General features: G+C 41.0%; 18 protein-coding genes and 1 tRNA gene. 8 read left to right on the forward strand and 11 right to left on the reverse strand.

Going from position 1 to position 20,345, the window contains the following annotated elements; translation table 11 throughout:
• Nucleotides 1-160 precede the first annotated feature (160 nt).
• Complete coding sequence (locus tag VFM80_RS05980; protein ID WP_395070547.1) at nucleotides 161-2,599, reverse strand: DUF5686 and carboxypeptidase-like regulatory domain-containing protein; 2,439 nt, start codon at nucleotides 2,597-2,599, stop codon at nucleotides 161-163.
• 106 nt (nucleotides 2,600-2,705) lie between these two features.
• Between VFM80_RS05980 and VFM80_RS05985 the strand changes: the two genes are divergently transcribed.
• A tRNA-Arg gene (locus VFM80_RS05985) sits at nucleotides 2,706-2,778 on the forward strand.
• Between the two features lie 61 nt (nucleotides 2,779-2,839).
• Here the strand turns inward: VFM80_RS05985 and VFM80_RS05990 are convergent.
• The 5 genes from VFM80_RS05990 to VFM80_RS06010 form a co-directional block, all read right to left on the reverse strand.
• Nucleotides 2,840-4,537 carry a multicopper oxidase family protein gene (locus VFM80_RS05990; RefSeq protein WP_395070549.1) on the reverse strand — a complete coding sequence of 566 codons (1,698 nt, stop codon included), beginning with the start codon at nucleotides 4,535-4,537 and terminating at the stop codon, nucleotides 2,840-2,842.
• Nucleotides 4,537-5,103, reverse strand: coding sequence for a hypothetical protein (locus tag VFM80_RS05995; protein WP_395070551.1), 567 nt, complete (start codon nucleotides 5,101-5,103; stop codon nucleotides 4,537-4,539). Before VFM80_RS05995 ends, VFM80_RS05990 begins: the two co-directional genes overlap by 1 nt.
• 29 nt (nucleotides 5,104-5,132) lie before the next feature.
• A complete protein-coding gene (locus VFM80_RS06000; protein WP_395070553.1) occupies nucleotides 5,133-6,452 on the reverse strand; it encodes an LVIVD repeat-containing protein in 1,320 nt (439 codons plus the stop codon).
• Nucleotides 6,453-6,577: 125 nt separating this feature from the next.
• Nucleotides 6,578-6,853, reverse strand: coding sequence for a hypothetical protein (locus tag VFM80_RS06005; RefSeq protein ID WP_395070555.1), 276 nt, complete (start codon nucleotides 6,851-6,853; stop codon nucleotides 6,578-6,580).
• Nucleotides 6,854-6,881: 28 nt separating this feature from the next.
• Nucleotides 6,882-7,928, reverse strand: a complete 1,047-nt coding sequence (locus VFM80_RS06010) for an ABC transporter ATP-binding protein (RefSeq protein ID WP_395070557.1) — start codon at nucleotides 7,926-7,928, stop codon at nucleotides 6,882-6,884.
• Nucleotides 7,929-8,102: 174 nt separating this feature from the next.
• Here VFM80_RS06010 and VFM80_RS06015 point away from each other — a divergent pair, with 174 nt between their 5' ends.
• The 4 genes from VFM80_RS06015 to VFM80_RS06030 all read left to right on the forward strand — a co-directional run bounded on the left by VFM80_RS06015 (nucleotide 8,103) and on the right by VFM80_RS06030 (nucleotide 11,363).
• Nucleotides 8,103-8,606 (forward strand): SPOR domain-containing protein, encoded by a 504-nt coding sequence (locus VFM80_RS06015; RefSeq protein ID WP_395070558.1) that lies wholly within the window; start codon nucleotides 8,103-8,105, stop codon nucleotides 8,604-8,606.
• A 241-nt stretch (nucleotides 8,607-8,847) separates the two neighbouring features.
• Nucleotides 8,848-9,195, forward strand: coding sequence for an STAS domain-containing protein (locus VFM80_RS06020; protein WP_395070560.1), 348 nt, complete (start codon nucleotides 8,848-8,850; stop codon nucleotides 9,193-9,195).
• 11 nt (nucleotides 9,196-9,206) lie between these two features.
• The gene (locus tag VFM80_RS06025) at nucleotides 9,207-9,629 is read left to right on the forward strand and encodes an ATP-binding protein (protein ID WP_395070562.1); all 423 of its coding nucleotides are present in this window, start codon (nucleotides 9,207-9,209) and stop codon (nucleotides 9,627-9,629) included.
• 6 nt (nucleotides 9,630-9,635) lie between these two features.
• Nucleotides 9,636-11,363, forward strand: coding sequence for a GAF domain-containing SpoIIE family protein phosphatase (locus tag VFM80_RS06030; protein WP_395070564.1), 1,728 nt, complete (start codon nucleotides 9,636-9,638; stop codon nucleotides 11,361-11,363).
• On the opposite strand, the gene VFM80_RS06035 is transcribed toward VFM80_RS06030, so the two are convergent.
• Both VFM80_RS06035 and VFM80_RS06040 read right to left on the reverse strand, forming a co-directional pair.
• Entirely contained in the window at nucleotides 11,350-12,882 is a 1,533-nt protein-coding gene (locus VFM80_RS06035; RefSeq protein WP_395070566.1) for a transglycosylase SLT domain-containing protein, read from the reverse strand. The two genes, VFM80_RS06030 and VFM80_RS06035, sit on opposite strands and share 14 nt — an antisense overlap.
• Before the next feature lie 232 nt (nucleotides 12,883-13,114).
• Nucleotides 13,115-13,303: a hypothetical protein gene (locus VFM80_RS06040; protein ID WP_395070568.1), complete on the reverse strand. Its 189-nt coding sequence runs from the start codon at nucleotides 13,301-13,303 to the stop codon at nucleotides 13,115-13,117.
• 249 nt (nucleotides 13,304-13,552) lie between these two features.
• On the opposite strand from VFM80_RS06040, the gene VFM80_RS06045 reads away from it, so the two are divergent.
• The 3 genes from VFM80_RS06045 (at nucleotide 13,553) to VFM80_RS06055 (ending at nucleotide 15,362) form a co-directional block, all read left to right on the forward strand.
• Nucleotides 13,553-13,756, forward strand: a complete 204-nt coding sequence (locus VFM80_RS06045; protein WP_395070570.1) for a hypothetical protein — start codon at nucleotides 13,553-13,555, stop codon at nucleotides 13,754-13,756.
• 69 nt (nucleotides 13,757-13,825) lie between these two features.
• Nucleotides 13,826-14,902: a 6-bladed beta-propeller gene (locus VFM80_RS06050; RefSeq protein ID WP_395070572.1), complete on the forward strand. Its 1,077-nt coding sequence runs from the start codon at nucleotides 13,826-13,828 to the stop codon at nucleotides 14,900-14,902.
• The gene (locus VFM80_RS06055; protein ID WP_395070574.1) at nucleotides 14,877-15,362 is read left to right on the forward strand and encodes a TlpA family protein disulfide reductase; all 486 of its coding nucleotides are present in this window, start codon (nucleotides 14,877-14,879) and stop codon (nucleotides 15,360-15,362) included. The genes VFM80_RS06050 and VFM80_RS06055 overlap by 26 nt, the downstream gene beginning before the upstream one ends.
• Nucleotides 15,363-15,400: 38 nt before the next feature.
• Here VFM80_RS06055 and VFM80_RS06060 read toward each other — a convergent pair whose 3' ends face one another.
• The 3 genes from VFM80_RS06060 to VFM80_RS06070 all read right to left on the reverse strand — a co-directional run bounded on the left by VFM80_RS06060 (nucleotide 15,401) and on the right by VFM80_RS06070 (nucleotide 20,344).
• A complete protein-coding gene (locus VFM80_RS06060; protein WP_395070576.1) occupies nucleotides 15,401-16,327 on the reverse strand; it encodes a DMT family transporter in 927 nt (308 codons plus the stop codon).
• Between the two features lie 6 nt (nucleotides 16,328-16,333).
• A complete protein-coding gene (locus VFM80_RS06065; protein ID WP_395070578.1) occupies nucleotides 16,334-16,741 on the reverse strand; it encodes a DUF4293 family protein in 408 nt (135 codons plus the stop codon).
• Between the two features lie 111 nt (nucleotides 16,742-16,852).
• Nucleotides 16,853-20,344 (reverse strand): efflux RND transporter permease subunit, encoded by a 3,492-nt coding sequence (locus VFM80_RS06070; RefSeq protein WP_395070580.1) that lies wholly within the window; start codon nucleotides 20,342-20,344, stop codon nucleotides 16,853-16,855.
• Nucleotide 20,345 lies beyond the last annotated feature (1 nt).

Here is a 20,345-nt window from a genome sequence, read left to right on the forward strand (position 1 = left end):
GTTGTGAAAGAAACCGCCGTGCTGAGTCACATCCAATTAGCACACTCAAGTATCAGCCTAACAACTAAGCTGAACAGCTAGAGTAAATAAAATTTAAAAGGCTCGCTGCCGATGGCAGCGAGCCTTTTTTATATCCAATAGTTTGCGATAAAATTTACTGCTAAAAGAATCGGGCTATGCTCACCCCAAAATAAATTCCCGGATCATCAATGCGGTAGGCTACATCTGCCCTGAAAAGGTTAAAGATATTACTTAGCGAAAGACCCGCCTCCATATGCCAGTCTTTTGTAATATTGGGACTGAAGCCGTACCTGCTGTTAAACTCATTAATCTGATCTTGCTGCACCCACGTTTTCCCTATCCCGCCAAAAGCAATGATGCTCAAACCTGTTTGAGTAGCATTTCTCCATCCCAGCATTTCAAATGGAATACTCTTAAAGTTATGCTCTGCATTTAGTGCCAAATAGCTGGCTCCCTCATACGGAATGAACCGCTTTGCCCGAAAAGCACCAAACGGTGTGAATATTCCGGGGGCTACATCCAGCACTTCATTTTTCTGAATAGGAAGATCTCCTATATAAGTCCCGGCATTAAATCGCATATCAAGTGTATTGGGAAAGAACCTTCGCTGATAGAATGTTTCGAAACTTCGGTAGAGATTTATCTTAAATCGGGTGTAATCCCAGCTGCTACCCATAAACCCGGCTGAATGTTCAATACTTACTAAATAGTCATTGGCGCCGATAGCACCCAGCGCTTTTTTATCATTCCCATTTGAGAGGGAAAGCTCTATAGCACTCAACTGTCCCTCGTTTACATAGCTATTCGGCCTTTGTACCAGATCTCTGCCTACGAGGTTATAATTTGTAGTGTACGAGATACCGGAATGATCTTCATAGCTATAGCTAAAACGTATCTCACCCACTCTTCGCTTCAGATGCGAAACCCCTACTTCCAATCCTTTATTTCGGTAGTAATCGAAATAATCCTCATATCCGAGAAGGGAAGAGACTGTGGTCATTGTCGGATTAAACATATCAGAGTTATACCTTGTTTCTGTCTTGGCGCTGTATTCTGCAAAAACAGCAAACCTTCGGGTATGCTTTAATGGCTTCCACTCCAATTTACCTCCGTAAGAAAATGTCCCATCATCATACCCGGTGCTATATCCTCCAAAAACTGTGGAGGTGACTCTATTATCCACATATCTGCGCTGGTGCTTTAATCCTAAATAGAATGCATCCACTCTATTAAAATGACCTAAGGGACTCAAGTTTTGAGTAAGCTTTCTAAGTAATGATGGTTCTGTATTTCCGGATGAACTGCTTCTTGTCTCATCATCACTACCGTTTCCTGAATTCCCGGAATCATCTCCCTCTTCCCAATCAATGAAACGGGTAAAGAAACCCGTTGGGCGAAATGCTTTTTCCAGTGTAGCCGTACTGTCTAAGGTTTCGTAGGCTTCTTTTTCCTCATTATCCAAGGGAATCAGACCCACTTCATTTACAAATAATGAATCTCCTGAGTTGATGGTTGTTGAATCAACTGACATGGTATTATCAGAACTAAACAAGGTATCGGGAAGGTCAATATTCACTTCATAATCATTTAACTTTGCCACTTGCTTAAAACCGATTGGAGGGAAACGAAGGCCTACGATCCCAACCTCAACCAGTCCCTCAATGCGAACATCAACCGGAAGCCAATAATCCCCGCCAAAATTACTGAACTGCTGTTGGTAAGAAAGGTTGAAATCTTGAACAGGAGGAGGAAAAACTACTACAGAATTGGGTTTTAAGTCCACTTCCAGCAGGGCATATTCTTCACCTAATACAAAAATTGTCCCCTCAAAAAGAGGCTGCAGCTTCCTTTTTGACCGAACAGACAGCTCATATACCACCTGACCATCCAGCGCCTGAATGTCCTCCAAAGAAAAATCGTAATAAGAAAGTGCATTAGGGTGGGTGACCCCCACAACATTGAAGCCGGCAATATCTAAGTTGTCATCATAAAAGTTTGGCAAATAGCTGACTCCCGCAAAATTACTTGCTTCATCAATATTGGCGGTCTGCCGCTTCGATTTTAAAATTTCCCTTGAGCCTTTTTCTTTATCCCAATATGCTATGGAAATGCTTTCTGAAATGGATATGATAGAAGTATCATTTTTGAGTTGTTGACGAGTATATGCCTCAGCTTTATACGTATTTAGATCAGCCCGCCAGATCTGCTTCCTTCGTATTACTTCTCTCATGATCGTAATCGCAGGATCTTCTCCCGTCACCACAATTTCACCCATCTCTGCTATTGATGGCTTTAACAGAAAATCGACCGGGCCGGGATTTTCATTTATAATTTTTTCCTGACTTTCAAAACCTAAAAATCTCGCGATCAAAGTCACAGGGAATTCTCTGACGATCAGGTTAAACTCACCATCCTGATTTGATATGGTACCCTTATAGGTATCTTTGATGATAACATGTGCCGCCGGCAGAGGTTCCCCGGTTTCAGCATCTACGATCTTTCCGGTTATAGTATGTTGGGCGTATAATTGTCCGCAGCTTATTAACAGCAGTAGCACTAAAAGAGCAAGTTTAGGCATCTCAATTGAATTTCTTAAATAAATAAAATCAGCATACTTCTACTTATATAATGCTGATTAGTTACGTTAAGCTACGTATCTTTTACGGAATGATTGTGCAACACTTGACCCTGTAGTTCAATTGGAGAGAATAGGGACCTCCTAAGTCCTAGATCTGGGTTCGATTCCCGGCGGGGTCACTTTTATCTTAAATTAGCAATTTTCTATTTCCGAAATGCTAAGGCTATTAAAATATTTGATCTACTCTACTACCTCAAAACCCAGCATCATCCCTGCATCCAGGTGCTCACCGATATGGCAATGCATCATCCATTTACCGGGATTTGACATATCTACCAGAAGGTCTACCGTGGAACCAACAGGAATTATGGAGGTATCTTTCCAGACCATATTGGGGGTTTCCACTCCGTCAATATTCAGCACCAGATGCCGTTGACCATGGATATGAAAAGGGTGACTCATAGGATGAAAAGTATCAGGATTATTAAATATCCTGAGCTTAACAACATCTCCCTGTTTGAAATCCCAGTAAATGTCCATGTTTTTTTTACCGGTAGCCGGTTCATGTAATATCCATTCAACCTGTTTACCCGTCGAAAGCCAGTTCATCATAGGCATGGTATCATTCCATTCTATGTGAGGTACATACGCCGTATCCAGCTGCATTGACTGCATGATTGGAATCGGTAAATTTTGAACTGAAACAGTCAGCTCCAGTTCTTTATCCACAGGTTTATCGAAATAGGGTTCGAAATCAGCGATATCTTTTTTCACATCCTCATTTACCCTCAGGGTATTGAAGGCTTCGGTGAAAGACTCTTCTACCTCATCCTCAGAGACAGTTACCACCCCCAAAGTGTCTTTATGAGGATAGAATTCTCCCCGAAAATGATTAATTGCCTGTATCGAATTTAATATCGGATAGGTCCCCGGTTCCTCGTATAAAACCTCCACGATATAACGCTCTGCCACAGCAATCGGAACATTTTCCGTATAAACCTCTTCTTCAAATTTACTGACATCCGAGCCAACAACTTTTACCTTGGCTCCTTCAAATACCATATTAAAGGTCCTGGTGTTGGCTACGTTGGTGATATAAAACCGCAGCACTTCATTTTTATCGACATTCAGCTGATAGTTAGTTTTCCCATTCACCAACATCACATTTCCAAAACGTCCCATCAGGGCATGAGTGGGGCTTGATTTTCCCCACGGAATCAGCCCCTGATCATCGATCAGGATATCGTCCAGAATTACCATTTCCTCCCGGTTCACGGGATTGTAATAATCCTCTTCGGGTGGAGTTACCAGCATATTACCATACAGCCCAAGGTCCTGCTGAATATATTCCAATACATGAGGATGATACCAATAAACTCCCGCATCCCTGAAAAATAGCTCGTAGGTAAAAGATTCGCCGATCTGTACCGGATCCTGTGAAAACAGAGTCCCATCAAAACGATAATCGTGCCGTAAACCATGCCAGTGTACCGTTGTTGGAAATTCGATCTGATTATTGAATTCCACCACAACTGTACTGTTCTGAGGAGCTTTTAATAATGGTCCGGGGTACTGGCCATTGTATCCATACATCACGTAGTCTTTTCCCTCTAAACTACGGCGGACAATAGAAGCTTGGAGGGCAATAGTATCTCCATCAGCCAGTTCCAGAATTTCACGCGGCTTGGCGTAGGGAATGTCTTCTTTTGTGAGCCCCATCCCAGCAATAAATGGCTCTACCGGAGGCAGCTCGCTATGCATTCCGGGCAGCATGGGCATTTCCATATTCATAGGAGGCATTCGCCAAACCGCTTTGGAAGAATCCATGTCCATAGCATCACCACCCATATTGTGATGTTCGTGCTGTGCCTTTAAAGGATGGGAGACCCCTGCTAAAATCAGGGAAAGTAAAAAGATCTTAGGGTACAACTTCGACATTAATAATATCCGTATTTAGCGCAGGGTTCCTGGGTAAAGGGTCCATGACCTGCCATAGTGTGCATCAAGCCACTTCTGGATAAGCCACGAAAAGCTATTGGGCCAGACCACATATGAGCATTTTTATCCGGAACTTCCTCTTCCAGCGTGATAACGACTATATATTTATTCCAGTCGACCGTCCCACTTACCTTCAGATCTTTATCCAAGGCACCAATTAATTTTACCTTATCCAATGATGGAGTAGTTACCCAGGCTACAAATGTACCATCCTTGGGTTTATTGGCTCTATTTATTTGAATATCTAATTGGTGACGAAACGATCCGTCTTTAGCAATGGAAATACCAAAAGGATTGGGAGTGAATTTCATTACAGCCTTGCCCGTAGCCTGTCCGGTCCCCGGAATATTCTTGGTGGTCACAAGATCGATCGTATAGTATTCTGAACCGGTGTCCACGCATAGTATTGGTGGACTTGTTTCCGGATCTGTTTCAGCCTTAAGCTCAGCACCAAATACTGTACAGACGATTAATAATGCTAAAATGGAATTGCTCTTTCTGATCATAATTAGAACTAATCAGTTTATTCAAAAATTTAGTTTGCTGCTGGTCCTTCATCCCAGTTTTGCGCACTGGAGATATTTGGCATACCCCAACCGCGGCCATTCCAGCCCTGAAAACCTTCCAGGCGAAAAGCCCAGAAACCGGTTCCCATATCACTGACCACAATCAAGCCGTCTTCATTCCTCACATCTACACCAAAAGCTCCATTACAAGTATTATCGCCACACATACCCGACTGATGTTTACCCAGAAAGGTATCATAGTAGGCTATGGTTTTAGGTTCATCCGGACTGAATAAATTAACAACTAACAATCCATCTTCGTAACCGGAAACAAATAAATACGGCCATCTCACTTCGTGGTTATGCACCAGGTTTTCATAGTCAAAATTCCAGGAACTTATTGGGTCACTAATATTTTGAACATCACCATCCAGAGCCGGCTTCAAATCAAAAATACGGAGAGGCGCATGCATGTATTCTGTCTCTCCTACAATGTAACGACCATCCGGAGAAGGAGTCACTGTGTGTCCCCAAACTACACCGCTAACACCAGTTACAGTAGCTAACATACTTACCGAATCCATTTCGGTTACGTCAAAGACAAAATATCCGCCGGCTCCACCGCCATAAAAACGGTCCTGCTGACTATCAGGATGGTAGCCCACATAAAAATCATGATAACCCAATGACGCACCGGCCATACGGGCAGGGGTATCCGGGTTTGGAATGGTTCCGGCTAGAATGTCTTCTTCACCTTCAACAAACTTGCCTAAGTCATAAACGTAAGCATCATCTCCGGATGTAGTGGCAAATAAAAGAGGACGTCCGTCAGAATGTTTGTACATAAATATATTATGGAATCCTCCGGGGTGTTCTGCATTGCGCACATAGCCAACTGTTTTGACTTTACTCACATCCGGCAATCCGGTTACATCAACTACAACAGCTCCTGCATCGGTATTTGGACCACCCTGAAAAAATTGTAGCGACTGAACCACATAGTATCTATCGTTGTGCTTAAAATATTTTGGATCCATTCCGCCAAGGCCAACATGCAGCTCTTCATTTGGCATTCTCCAGCGATAAATTACCTCAGCTTTTTCCGGATTTGACAGATCAATAATATCAAATCCTTTCTCTGCCTGCATCCTGCCCACATAAGCATAAGGGCGACTTAATTCCTGCTCAACTACAATATCTGTTACACTTAATGGAGCTCCCAAAGGAACATGAGAAAGAACTTCAAGGTTATCACTCCGCTTTGGCAGCTCATCATTTTGCTGAGCTATAACCGTAAATCCGCCCGCGTTTAAAAATAGAATCACCAGAAAAATAAATGACTTATACATATATCCGTTTTTAGCATTAATAAGAAGCTGCTAATTACGAAATACCTGTCGGAAATGGAAATGACTTCGCAAACTTTATCAAATTTAAAAAAGTCGAAAGAATTATATCACCCTGTGTTTACCGCTTATTTCCTTCTTTTCATCACAGCGCCTAAAACACCTGTAAACAGGGCGGCTCCTAAAATGGACCAAATGATGGGGAATGGACTTCCATCAATTTCCACCGTCCATAACTCAGGAAGGCCCAATTCATTGGCGATCCAGGTGCCAATAATAGCCCCGATAAATCCAACTCCGGCAGAGATCAAGCATCCGCCAAAACTATATCCGCTTATGCTTTGACCAATGCCTCCGCAAATTGCAGCAATTAGTAACAATACAAGAAATCCTAAAAGTGACATAAAATGCTCTCGTTTAAATTAGTTTAAGTTATGCTTTCTGTTCTAATACTACGGCAGGCTCCAGAGGTTTCACAATTACATGTTCATCTACCTCGAACAGCAAGCGGTTGTCGGTATGAACAATATATTTATCTCCCTTGAATAATACATGATAGGTTATGTCGTGTCCCCGAAATTCCCGGCCAACAATGATCCCGGTTTCCGAGCCATTTGCTTTACAACGCTCAATAGTCAGGTGCTCTGGCCGGATAGAGCACAGGATCAACCCTTCCGCTTCTTTATTGATCTTGACCGGGCCTAACCGGGTTTCTACATTGTCTGAGCCATCTGCGTGGGCACGAAAAAGATTGGTACGCCCTAAGAACTGGGCTACAAACTGTGTTTTAGGGTGATAATAGACTTCTTCAGGAGTGCCAATTTGCTCAATTTGGCCATTATTCATCACGGCTATACGATCTGCAAAAGAAAGGGCTTCTTCCTGATCATGAGTCACTAAAATAGCACTCATCCCTGATTTCTTGAGAATTGCTCTTACTTCTTTACGAGTCGTGTCTCTTAACATAGCGTCCAAACCTGAAAAAGGCTCGTCCATAAGAACCAACCTTGGCTTAGGTGCTATGGCTCTGGCGAGGGCCACACGCTGTTGTTGTCCCCCGGAAAGTTCATCCGGCATACGATGCTTATACTTTTCCATTCCGGTTCGGCAAAGCACTTCCTCTGCTAATACCGAACGTTTTTTACGCTCAACCTCACGCAAACCAAATGCTACATTATCTAAAGCATTCATATGCGGGAATAGCGCATAGTCCTGAAATACAAAACCAATCTCTCTTTTTTGAGGAGACAACCGCTTTTGGGTACTCTCAACAAGCTCACCTTCGATAAAAACTTCACCTGCCTCACATTGCTCAAAACCTGCAATTAAGCGTAAAGTTGTTGTTTTTCCACAACCACTGGGGCCTAAAAGGGCAAATATTTCATTTTTACCCACTTCAAAGGTTACGTTGTTTACAACGGGGCCAGTTTCGTCGAATGATTTTGTTAATCCGGATATGTGTAAAAGAGGTTTTTCCATATAATTACTGAACCAAAAGATATTGATTTAGATTCAGTCTATATAAGATAAGGACTATTCTAATACTTCTGAAAGTTTTGATGCGTCAATATTTGTGAAACAGGGCGGGATGACGTAAGTTTAATTTAATTCGGGATGCCACTTACAGATAATTATCAACTAACAACTACATTTATGAAAAAATTAAGCATCTATACCCTGCTGTTGGCCCTGGCTTTAATAAGCATTCAAGCATGTGGACCAAGCGAAGAAGAACGAAGAGCTGCTGAACAAGCAAGACTCGACTCACTTAGACAAATTGAAGAACAGCGTATTGCAGAGTTTATGCAAGCCCGTGAAGACAGCCTTGCCCGCGTAGCCGAACAGGAACAAGCGGAAGAACAATCTTCCGGATCACAATTTTCTTTTGCGGAAGATGGAGATTATGCCGTTCAGGTTGGTGCATTTCGCTCAGAAGAGAAAGCAAATTCTTACCGAAACCAATTGCAGGAACGAGATTTTCCAAATGTTTACACGGTGAAAGTTGGTAATGAAGAAACCGGTGATATCTGGTTCCGGTTGAGGGTAGGATATTTTGCATCGAAATCTGATGCAGAGACTTTAGGCAAAGAACTTGCACGGGAGCTTAACACCGGATATTGGGTCTCAAACATTAGTAGTTCAGGGAATAATTCTTAAAATAATGCCTGAGAATTTATAGTTGCTTCTCTCCCAAGCATTTGCTTAATTAAAGGTGCGCTCAAGTAGCGTCTCTCTTGATGAATAGTCAGGGCATTACATATGAAAAATGTAATGCCCTATTTTTTTTGAACCTTTTTTTTCTATTTAACGTAATCCTCTACTCTAAATACTTTTCTAATTCTTTGGTTTACGTTATTATGCAACTTCAATATTATTCGGAAACTTCAATTTAAGCGGAATGAAAAATTTCAGTATCGCTACACGGCAAAAAGAAAACGTAAGTATACTGGATATCAGTGGAGAGCTTGACGCACATACTGCATCTCATTTAGAGAATGCACTCAAGTCTTTAATAGATGAAGAGAGATATTCTATTGTAGTAAATTGCTCGGGCCTCGATTATATAGCAAGTGCAGGCCTGGGTGTTTTTATGGCCTACATCGAAGATGTACGCAGCCTGGGTGGGGACATCAAGCTGACAAATATGAATGATCGTGTTTATAACGTATTTGATCTGCTGGGCTTCCCCACACTTTATGATATCCTTGAAGATGAGAAAGAAGCTTTAGAGAGCTTCGACAATTAAATAACAAGAGAGTGGCAGGAACTAAACAAATACAGACCTTATCTGTTGAAGCTTCTACAGAGCACTTGGCTAAGGTACGGGATTTTGTAGCTGCTCACGCTGAGAATATTGGGCTCAGCCAAAAAGATATTTCAGAAATAAGACTAGCTGTTGACGAAGCCTACACTAACATCATTAAACATGCCTATAAAGATTCCCCAACTGAAAAAGTAGAAATTGAGATCGGTTCAGATACCGATCATTTATGGATCTCTTTGATGGATAAAGGCAAGAGTTTTGACCCCAGCAATTATAGCGAACCCGATCTTATAAAACGCATCAAGGCGAAAAAACGCGGCGGGATGGGTGTTTACCTGATTCGCAAAGTAATGGATAAGGTAGAATACATCCGAAAGGGACAAACCAACGAAATACGAATGGTCAAAAACCTTTGACACATCGTGAAAACTAAATCAACTCTTTTAGATAATAATGAAAGCCAAAGCCGGTTTGAGCTTCGAACCCTGCTCGAAACCAGCCGCATGCTTATTGAGTCTCAGGAACCCGACTTTGTATTGAACAATCTACTGCTCATTACAATGGGCAAGCTTTTGGTACCAAAAGGAATGATACTGATCAATCAAGGCTCAGATCATTTTTATCTGGTAAGAAAAATAAAAGGGCGCAGTTCCCTTTCCGAAGAAGATACGATTCAACTTCCTTTTCCTGAAGAATCGTTAGAACATTCCGTTTTAAGAGGGGAAGATCATCCCAAAATAGCAGAAAAGCTGGGACTTTTGGAAGGCAGTATTTTATTCAATCTCCGAACGACCAATCACCATCTTGGTTTTTTATGCCTTGGCCCAAAAGGCACACAAAAACCTCTTTCCGAAAGTGAGTTAGAATTTATTGAGAGCCTTACCATTATCTCATCTGTTGCCATAGCAAACTCGAGAATGTTTCAGGAGCTGCGGCTCATAAACCGAAAGCTTGATCGCAAAGTACACGATCTACACACCTTATTGGAGCTGAGTAAAGACTTTAACCTGATGGTTGATCAGGATGAGATCGCACGTACTTTTAAATTTGCCATGCTCGGGCAAATGCTGATCCGAACCTTCTTTTTTGTATTGGATGCAGATAACAAAAAATCCATAGTTGCCAGCAGTGGTTTAAAAGAAAAACCTTCCCAAAAGGAACTGAAAAGTCTTTTTGAGCTGGGTGACATATTTTACTGTGATGAAGAACATGACTGCCCCTTTTTGGAAAAAAATGCCATTCGCCTGGTCATAGCACTTCGTTTTCAGAACGAGAAAATTGGAGTGGTAGGAGTAGGGGCCCCAGCAAATAATGAACCTTATGGACAAGAACAGGTCAATTTTTTGCAGTCGCTGGGTAATTTAGCCCTTCTCACCATACAAAAAACACTTTTGCTTGAAGAACGTATTGAGAAAAAGCGTATGGAAGAGGAATTAAATCTTGCCAAAACCATACAGCAAGGGCTTCTTCCATCACCCATACCTACAATTCCAGGTTTTGATCTCGGGGCCAAAAATATTTCATCCCGTCAGGTAGGCGGTGATTATTTCGATGTAGTTGAAACACCTGACCACGGTCATATCCTTGCCATTGCAGATGTAACAGGAAAAGGCGTTCCGGCCTCATTGTTGATGGCAAATTTACAATCTATGTTACATGCGCTGGCGCCCATTGACATTTCGCTGGCAGAGGCAACGGGAAGTATCAATAACATCATTCATGATAATACCCCGGCTGACAAGTTCATTACTTTTTTCTGGGGGAAGGTTTCTGCTGATGGTAAGCGATTTGATTATGTAAATGCCGGTCATAACAATCCTCTTTTGTTTCGCAAGGGGGAAGAAACTCCTAAAGAGTTAGAAGCAGGTGGGGTAATATTAGGTGCTATTCCTACCATGGCACCTTATGAATCTGCCACTATTAAGCTTCAATCCGGTGACGTACTTGTACTTTATACCGACGGCGTTACTGAAGCGATGAATCCTGAAAAGACGGAAGAATACGAGGAAGCAAGGTTGATCGAATGCCTTAAAAAGAATCTTGAAAAAACTTCGAGGGAGATAATGGACGCCGTTATCAGGGATATCACTCAGTTCTCAGAAGGAGTACAATACGACGATATTACGTTATTGGTACTTAAGGTTGACTAAGCGTTTTCAAACCTAAAATCCCTGTTCCGGCAGATTGTTTCGTTTCATTATAAGCCAGAATCGTCTGATAGGTATCATATCTATTCATGATCTCATTTACATATCGTACCGTTTCAATACCGCGACAAAATCCATAGCGGGCATTTTGATAATATTTTCTTTGCATAAGCTTCAATAACGACTCCGCAACATTATCCCATTGATTTGGATCATCATTATGATCGATGCTAAGCCGTCGAGCATCTGCAACGTGTCCCTGTCCGGCATTATACGCTGCTAAAGCAAATGACCATTGGTTTGTGGAATCCATATAAGCGTAATGATCCAAATGTGACGCAAGTATCTTTGCTCCTTCCCGAATATTCACTTCCGGTATGTATAAAGAGTCTGAAGAGATCTCTGAAAATCTTGGCAACACTTGCATGATACCTACTGCTCCTGCCCAACTTACCGATGAAGGGTTAAACTTTGATTCCTGTGCAGCTACAGCTGTAAGCATAACCCAATCCAAATTATACTCCTCTGCTACTTCTTTAATCATATTATCATAAGGAGAGATAGTGCCATACTGCGTACCCTGATAACTGGGGCTATAATAATCCGCTATTTGATTTCCCGACTCAAAGTACTTTTTCCTGATGATGTTTAGAAAAGCAGATCTTTTAGGTACCCCATTCTCATCAAATCTGAAATGTTTGTACAAAAACTTGTTAAGCTGATATTCCAGATCAGGGGCATTTTTACGAACGGCCCAGGCTATTGTATCACTTTCTGCGATCAGCGGACCTTTCACTAACCCATTAATGTATCTATCTGCGGCAGAATAAATGTTATTATCGGCAACTGTTGCTTCATAAGTACCATCTGCCACCAGGAAAAGCACTGATTCTGTATCCATATCTTCAGGAATAACATTGATGGTTATAGGAAAACCATCCTCCTTTAATTCCATTAATCGAACGTAATACGAACTGTTTCTTCTAACACTTATGGGCACGCCTTCGAGCTCTGTTATGCTTTCAGGTGTAAAGCCAAGATGATCAGAAACAACGATTAGCTGATCTACAAGGTTGTATGGCCGGGTAAATTCAACTATTTGCCTTCTTTCAGGTGTTATTGTGTAATTAGCTGCGATTATGTCACCTTGACCGCTATTTAACAGATCATAAGGACTTTCATTCGGCCCGGTTATCACAACTTCCAGAGCCAGGTCATTCTCCTTTGTAAAAGCCTTCAGTAATTCATATTCAAATCCAACTTGAATACCGTTATACAAAAAATAAGATCCGGAACTATAACTGGTGATCATCCGCAGTACACCACTTTCTTTGATCTCGGCTAAGTCTTTTTCAACCGGTTCAGTTACCGTAACAGGCAAAGTAACGGATACCTCTGATGTTTCAGGAGTCTCAGAATCACAGCTTACTAAGAATATAATGCCGATCCCACTCAGCAGTATAAACCTAAAAGCCCAAACAAAATTTAATTTCTCAAAAAGCATTTTTATAGCTGATTTCATTATGAACGTTAAAATAATAATGAATATGCAAATCGTTATGCTGTAAGAATAATAAGCCTATTTAGTCTCAATTACTCTTTTCTTAGTAATGTCTAATCAACTCAAGCATTTAACGTTCTAATAGAAGAAAAGGTTCACGGGTATTTATATGCATATGAAAAGTATACACTTAATTATTTTTAAATTGCTCTCCTACCCCAAAAAATTACTTCATTTGTTAAGAAGAATTTAATCAATCCGTAACTAATTGTTTATGCTTTGGCTTCTTTTTCCAGGTAAGCATTACCCCGATCAATGTGATAAATATAGCTCCAAATGACAACGCAGCAGGTAACTCTCCAATGATAAAAAATGCAAGTATAATAGCAAAAATGGGTTCCGTCGGATTTATTTTTAATTCAGTCAAATTTTCGGAGTTCATTACCTCGATCTATTCTCAGGATACAGAATCTCAACTTCAGGAAAGTTCAGCGGATAAATCATGTGAGAAAAGAAATGATGCAAGGACAAGCATATAGCTTAATTGTTGTATATCAATTTCTTAGCATATTAAAGTTGATATATATATTAAAATCCTTACCAATAGAATGTTTATAGGTGGTAACATATTATTTCCTAACCATTCTTTTTTTGTAGCAAAACTCTAAAAAAAATAAACAGGAGAAATATTATGGAAAGGTTAAAGAAAACATCACTGCTTTTAATAAGCTCCGTTATTTTAACTTTTGGTTTTTCAATGGTTAATTCAAGCAATGTTAAAGCAAATATGGATCCTCCAAATTGCGCTTTCAGTCCAATTGATAAAGAATGCCATACTGTTGTTGCAACCAATTGCTTATGTGGGGAAGTTACACCAGATCCAGGTGAAGGATAAATTAAAACCATAAAAACTGAAATCTCGGGCCATTGCCGATATGGTTCGAGGTTTTTAAGTTATAAAAGTATGCCTCGCTCATTAGTATTTTTACTTATTGCAATTTTTGCTCTTCATTGCTCCCGAACACCACCCTCCGACAGCAAAAAAAAATCAATTGAATTGATTCAAAGTGACACTGTAGTGCTTGAACAGGGAACACAGCTTTTCGGTAAATTTTATGAGCATATGAGAATCAGCCAGGATGGAAGTTATTGGCTCTTCAATGAACGCATCCGAAACCAGATATTTGTTTTTAAAAGTGATGGATCATTTTATTCTGTAATAGGGAAGAAGGGCAGGGGCCCTGATGAATTATTAACTGTGAGCAGTTTCGACATCAACAAAAACAATGAAGTGGCTATTTTTGATGGAAGTCAACGCATGTTAAAAATTTTTACTCTTGATGGCAGACTGATTAGCTCAAATAACATACTTGAAAATGCTGACTTCAGCTTAGTGCCGCATTATCTTAGGTGGTATAAGGGGAAATTAGCCGGTACTATCATAGACCTTGATTCAAGGTTTGAACCATACAATTCAAGGCTTCTTGCTCTCATAAATGATGATGGTTCTACGGATGCGGTATTCGGCAAGTTTGATCGATTCTCAAAACAAGACCATCGGGAAACCTTCGTTTCCCTATTAGCTGTGGATGAGGACAATAATGTAGCTTACACAAACTTACAATCGTCACCTTATTTTCAGATATATGACCTGGAAAGTTTTGAAAGGATACTTTATGGCGGTGAAATGACTGAAGCTTTTAACAAGCCGTCTCAAGTAGTTACCCCTCAAACTTCCCTCTCTAAAATCATGCTATTAGTGGAAAATACAAGCGTATTCGCTCATATTTTTTTAACTGATGAGTACTTCATACAACACATGCAGATTTTGACCAAGGAGTGGTTTGACACGAGTGATTATACCGCAAAAGAAAATATATTGGTTTTCTATGACCGTGAAACCAATGAATTCATTAAAGAAGTAAAAGTAGATGGTATCACGCCACTTGCCATACAAAACGGTAAAATGTATGCCGTTGAAAACTTTGATCCCGATCATTTTACTATAGGCATTTATGAAATTAATACTAAAACTGAATAGACCATTTATTTTAGTTTGGATGATATGCTTCTCGGGATGCGGAAAGGATACGTACGCTCCCTATTATGAAAAAACAGCTAATGAATGGGAACAATACATTTCTGAAATATCCGATAAAGAAGAGGTTTCTCTAAGTAATACCGTCCTGCTTGTATTAACAAGTAGTGAATGCACACCTTCCATAGCTGAATTAAAAAACTGGGATACCTTCAATAAGGAAAGTGACTCGGTAAATGTACAAATGGTAATATTAGAAAAGTATATAACCACCATACAGGTTTTTCTGGACTATGAAAATATTGACTTGCACGTCTATCGGGATTCGGCCTATACGTTAATAAAGAAAGACCTTTTACCAACCACCCCAATGAAAGTTTATTTCGGAAAAGAAGGAAGAGTAAAAAAATTGTCTCCAATAGGTACAAATAATGACCCGGTTAAATTTATTAACGGCCTCTGAAATAATTTACCTTCCTAGGTATCTGGAAAGATACCCAATTACTGGTTTTGAATAGGGTTTTCAATTTTGTGTTTAGGCTTTCGCCTCCATGTTAACACAACACCTATAAGAGTAATGAAGATAGCAACGAATGACAATATCACCGGCAATTCCCCGAGAATGAAAAACGCCAATATGGTAGCAAATATCGGTTCTGTTAGAATCAAAGTGGATAGCAGAGTAGGCGAAACATACTTAACGGCGTAATTCAGGGAACCATGCCCCATCAGCTGTGGACCCACGGCAAGCGCAATTCCTACCCAAAGGACTACCGGCTCAATATTGGTAGGAATTCCTTCGGCCACCAACAGAATAACCAAACAGGTAGCAGCTGCATATCCATATACAGGGAAAACATATCCGAGCCATGATCTGTTTTGGCGTACTTTTCTTCCAATTAAAAAATACACGGCAAAAATGGCCGCTGCGGCAAAAGCCATTGCATTACCTAATACCGGATTGGCAAAGGTAGATTCACTGCTGTAATCAGAATATCCCAATAAAACAGATCCTGAAAAAGCTACAAATACTCCGATCCAAACGGTTGGGGCAAACTTCATTTTGAATAGCACGCGCTCTGCTATGATGAGCATAATGGGATGAATAGTTACCAAAACCGAAGCGGAAGCAACGGAAGTAAAAAACAGTGAGCTCGTCCATAAGGTGAAGTGCAGCCCCAAAGCAATTCCGGCCAAAGCCATCCATTTGCCTTCATTACCAACCACTTTAACATCATATTTTTTACTCTGCTTTTGGTATAAATAGATGGGAACCAACATCAGGAATGCACCAACGGTACGTATGGTCACAAGCTGTAGGGCAGAATAATCCGTGGCAAACTTGACAAGCACCGGGGCAATACCGAAGGTCGAAAGACCAACTGCAAGAATGCCATAAACTTTAAGTTTGGAGTAAGGCTGATTCAAAATAACCTACCGGATCCTGTCCATCGACCGTACCAGCTCTTCATCTTTTCGTACAAACCTTATAGCCAGAATCTGGAAGATCAATCCCAGAAACACCAAACCTGTTCCAAGGGCCTCATCCCATAAATAGGTTCCAATACCACCTAAAGAGAATAAAACCCCCGTACAGAACCCAAAACCGATGACCTGAAAAAGTGCTGAGTACTTTATCCAAACTATTTGATTCCTGCGGTTTTTGTAAAGAAATATGCTCACTACATTCGATACCATAGCTATCATTAATGAGATCGCTAAGCCCAGGCCGATCCATTGCTGAGGATCATCCATAGCTTTTTCATAGATAGGTGTGAAATACGCTGATAAGTTTAACAGAGTAGCGAGAGCTAAAAATAAGGTTTGAAGTCGTTGTATCACGTAATTGGTGTTTATTGTTTTTGAGGAAGATAAAATTTTTCAGACATAAAAAAGTCCGTACATCATAAATGTACGGACTTAACTATTAAACCGTTTCGTTTGATGCCTGCTTTAACCTGCCGCAGGTTCGGGGATCTTAGGCCTTGACTCCCCATTAAGCTCACTTTGATCTTTAATGATCCCCGGTTCAGTAGTACCAAATAGGGTAACATTGAGTTTTCGGCGTGCGCGTTCTATCACACTGTATAACACAGGAACCAGAATCAAGGTAAGGGCAGTTGCAAATATTAGTCCTACTATAACTGATATAGCCATTGGCCCCCACCATGCTGCTTGTTCACCGCCCCAGAAAATATATTCGTTCAAATTTGTAAAAAATTCGACCGGACTTGAGACAAGAACAATAAAGTCGAAATTAAAACCAATGGCTAATGGAACAAGCCCCAATGTTGTAGTTATAGCGGTCAGTATAACCGGACGGAAACGAACTTTCCCTCCTTCTATGAGAGCACTTCTAAGATCCATTTTATCACGGGAGCGCAAAATATCTACGTAATCGATCAACACAATGGCATTATTCACCACAACCCCTGCCAATGAAATTATTCCAAGGATGGCCATCAATCCAAGTGCCATCTGAAACGTTACCAGTCCATAGAATACACCGGCCGTTGACATGATCACGGAACTTAAGATAATCAACGGCTTGGCGATGGAGTTAAATTGTGATACCAAAATAAATGCGATCAAGAATAAAGCGATCAAAAATGCCTTGCCGAGGAACTCAAAAGATTCCTGCTGATCCTGTTGCTGTCCTGTCCACTCGTGCGAATAGCCGGCCGGCATTTGATCAAGATAGTCTGCTAAAAGATCTTGTGCTTCAGCCAGTACCGCATTGGATTGATATCTTGAACGCACATCTGCACTAATGGTTATTACCCGTTCGGACTCTTTATGCTTTATACCTCCAAAACCATCACTTACTTCCCATTGGGCTACTTCAGAAAGAGGAACCTGAACACCTTCATGAAAAATAGTGAGATCGGCAAGAGTACTTAGGTCATTTCGGTACTCATCAGAAAGCCGAACAACAATGTCATATTCTTCTTTCCCATCTCTGAATTTGGAAGCTTCCACCCCATTGATTGCCTGGCGAACCGTCATTCCAATCGCATTTGTATTCAGGTCGAATAATGCTGCTTTTTCTCGATCTACTACAACTTTTACTTCAGGTCGTGATGCAGGAAGATCCGTTTGCAAGCCATCCAATTTCGCATAGATGGAATCTGCTTCTAATTTCCTCAATATCTCGTTAGAAATTCTGGTTAAAAGATCCATTTCAGGACCGGAAATTTCGAGATTGACCGGAGGACCTGTAGGAGGGCCATCTTGTGGTTTTTCTACCGTGATCTTAGCACCTGCTACATATCCGGCAAGATCATTCCGCATATACTCCATCGCTTCAAAAATATCCTTTTCACGTTCTTCATAATCTTTGAAATTGATGGCTACGGTTCCCAAATGTGTAGAATTACCTCCACCCATACCGGATGGGTCACTTGTTATAGCTGCGCCGGAAGTTGCCAGGATCGTGTTGTAATCAACATTATATGGCATCTGTTCTACACGGGCGGCTACTTTATCGATCACGCTTTTGGTGAACTCCACATCAGAGCCAACCGGAGTTTCAACCTGTACATAAACATCACGGGGAGGTATGTCTTCAGGGAAAAATTCTGAACCCGGGAAAAAGGCAATCAATACTATTATACTCAAAACCAAAACACCTATTGAGATACCGATGGATGTTACCCGATGGTTCAGCGACCACTCCAACGTACCCTCATATCTACTAAGCACTTTATTCAATCCCTCTTTTTGCCACCATGTCCCAATTGGGCTGAGAATATATTTGTTAGAGAGCCAGAACAGCACTCCTAAGCTGATCAACATGCTCCAGCTCACGAAGCTAGATATCAGCAATATCAAAGCAAAAACCCCGGTAATTCCGTACAGGATTTTTTTTCCTTTTTCTGTCATTACAGCTTTTCCTTGCTCAGTATCAACTCGCATAAATAAAGCACAGATAACCGGGTTTATGATCAAGCCAACAAAAAGCGAACTGCTTAAAGTTATAATAAGCGTTATTGGAAGATAACTCATGAATTCACCCACAATACCGGGCCAGAATATCATTGGAGCAAAGGCAGCCAGAGTTGTAGCCGTACCTGTTATGATTGGCACCGCTACTTCTCCCGTGCCTTTTTTTGCAGCTTCAAAATTATCGTATCCATCTTCCAGATAACGATAGATATTTTCCACAACTACAATAGCATTATCCACCAGCATACCAAGCGCGAGGATGAGAGAGAAAAGAACGATCATATTCATAGTAATTCCCAATGCACTGAGCACAATGAAAGACAAAAACATGGACAATGGAATGGCTACACCTACAAAAGACGCATTTCTCACCCCAAGGAAAAACAGGAGTACACCAACTACAAGGATCAGCCCGGATATGATGTTATTCTCCAGATTGGTAACCATGTTTTTAATATCGATGCTTTGATCGTTGGTGATCTTATAAACCGTACTTGGGGGCAGGGTAGGGAGGGCTTCTTCAAGAATAGACTTCACCTGTGAAGAAGTTTCAAGGAGATTCTCCCCGCTTCGTTTCTTTACCCCAAGAGTGATCACCGGAGAGTTATCGAGGGTAGAATACGTTTCCCTTTCTTTGTAGCCAAACGTAACGGTAGCCAAGTCACGAATGTAAACCGGCTTATCATTTTCAGCTTTGATCACAATGTCTTCAATAGGAGCTGTGGTTTGATACTGACCTGGAACCCGCAATAAAAAATTCTTTGCCCCCACCGTAATATCCCCACCGGGAACAGTGACATTCTCTTCCTGAATGGCAGTCACAATATCAGTAAAACTCATATTGTAATATTTGAGCTTTGGAAGGTCTACTTCAACTTGCACTTCCCGCTCTAATCCACCCGTCAGGTCGACGCCTAATACAGATGGAATTGCCTCAATATCTTCCTGCAAATCTTCGGCCAATTCTTTCAGGATATCCAGGTTATAATCTCCTGACAAATTGATCTGCATTATCGGAAATTCAGATAAATTTACTTCCTGAATGGTCGGGTCCTCAGCATCTTCGGGCAGCTCAGGTTTAGCCAGATCCACTTTTTCCCTTACTTTCTGAAGTGCTTCATCAATATCAATGTCGGTATTGAACTCAAGATTGATATTGGAATAGCCTTCAGAGGAAGTCGATGTCATGGTTTTCACATCACTGATATTGCTCAGCTCATCCTCCAACTTTCGGGTCACCAAGCCTTCCATATCCTCCGGGGAAACACCGGGATAGATCGTCACCACAAAAATATTAGGCACGGTAATATTTGGGAAGGATTCTTTGGGGATAGTGACATAAGACACAATTCCCATCACTGCTATAAGTGCTATTAATACCAATACACTGATTCGGTTATCAATGGAAAAACTGGACAGCCAAAATTCTTTTCGGTCTGAAGGGTCTTTCGCGACTTTCCCGTCACCAAAGACTCCGTTTTTACTATTCTCCGTACTCATA

The organism is Gracilimonas sp., assembly GCF_035704785.1.
Taxonomy (GTDB): Bacteria; Bacteroidota; Rhodothermia; order Balneolales; family Balneolaceae; genus Gracilimonas.

Excerpts from the sequence above, each read along its gene's own strand:
- VFM80_RS05995 (WP_395070551.1), bottom strand. The coding sequence starts at position 5,103 with ATGATCAGAAAGAGCAATTCCATTTTAGCATTATTAATCGTCTGTACA.
- VFM80_RS05980 (WP_395070547.1), bottom strand. The coding sequence starts at position 2,599 with ATGCCTAAACTTGCTCTTTTAGTGCTACTGCTGTTAATAAGCTGCGGA.
- VFM80_RS06005 (WP_395070555.1), bottom strand. The coding sequence starts at position 6,853 with ATGTCACTTTTAGGATTTCTTGTATTGTTACTAATTGCTGCAATTTGC.
- VFM80_RS06045 (WP_395070570.1), top strand. The coding sequence starts at position 13,553 with ATGGAAAGGTTAAAGAAAACATCACTGCTTTTAATAAGCTCCGTTATT.
- VFM80_RS06055 (WP_395070574.1), top strand. The coding sequence starts at position 14,877 with ATGAAATTAATACTAAAACTGAATAGACCATTTATTTTAGTTTGGATG.
- VFM80_RS06035 (WP_395070566.1), bottom strand. The coding sequence starts at position 12,882 with ATGAAATCAGCTATAAAAATGCTTTTTGAGAAATTAAATTTTGTTTGG.
- VFM80_RS06010 (WP_395070557.1), bottom strand. The coding sequence starts at position 7,928 with ATGGAAAAACCTCTTTTACACATATCCGGATTAACAAAATCATTCGAC.
- VFM80_RS06050 (WP_395070572.1), top strand. The coding sequence starts at position 13,826 with ATGCCTCGCTCATTAGTATTTTTACTTATTGCAATTTTTGCTCTTCAT.
- VFM80_RS06070 (WP_395070580.1), bottom strand. The coding sequence starts at position 20,344 with ATGAGTACGGAGAATAGTAAAAACGGAGTCTTTGGTGACGGGAAAGTC.
- VFM80_RS06000 (WP_395070553.1), bottom strand. The coding sequence starts at position 6,452 with ATGTATAAGTCATTTATTTTTCTGGTGATTCTATTTTTAAACGCGGGC.
- VFM80_RS05990 (WP_395070549.1), bottom strand. The coding sequence starts at position 4,537 with ATGTCGAAGTTGTACCCTAAGATCTTTTTACTTTCCCTGATTTTAGCA.
- VFM80_RS06020 (WP_395070560.1), top strand. The coding sequence starts at position 8,848 with ATGAAAAATTTCAGTATCGCTACACGGCAAAAAGAAAACGTAAGTATA.
- VFM80_RS06040 (WP_395070568.1), bottom strand. The coding sequence starts at position 13,303 with ATGAACTCCGAAAATTTGACTGAATTAAAAATAAATCCGACGGAACCC.
- VFM80_RS06015 (WP_395070558.1), top strand. The coding sequence starts at position 8,103 with ATGAAAAAATTAAGCATCTATACCCTGCTGTTGGCCCTGGCTTTAATA.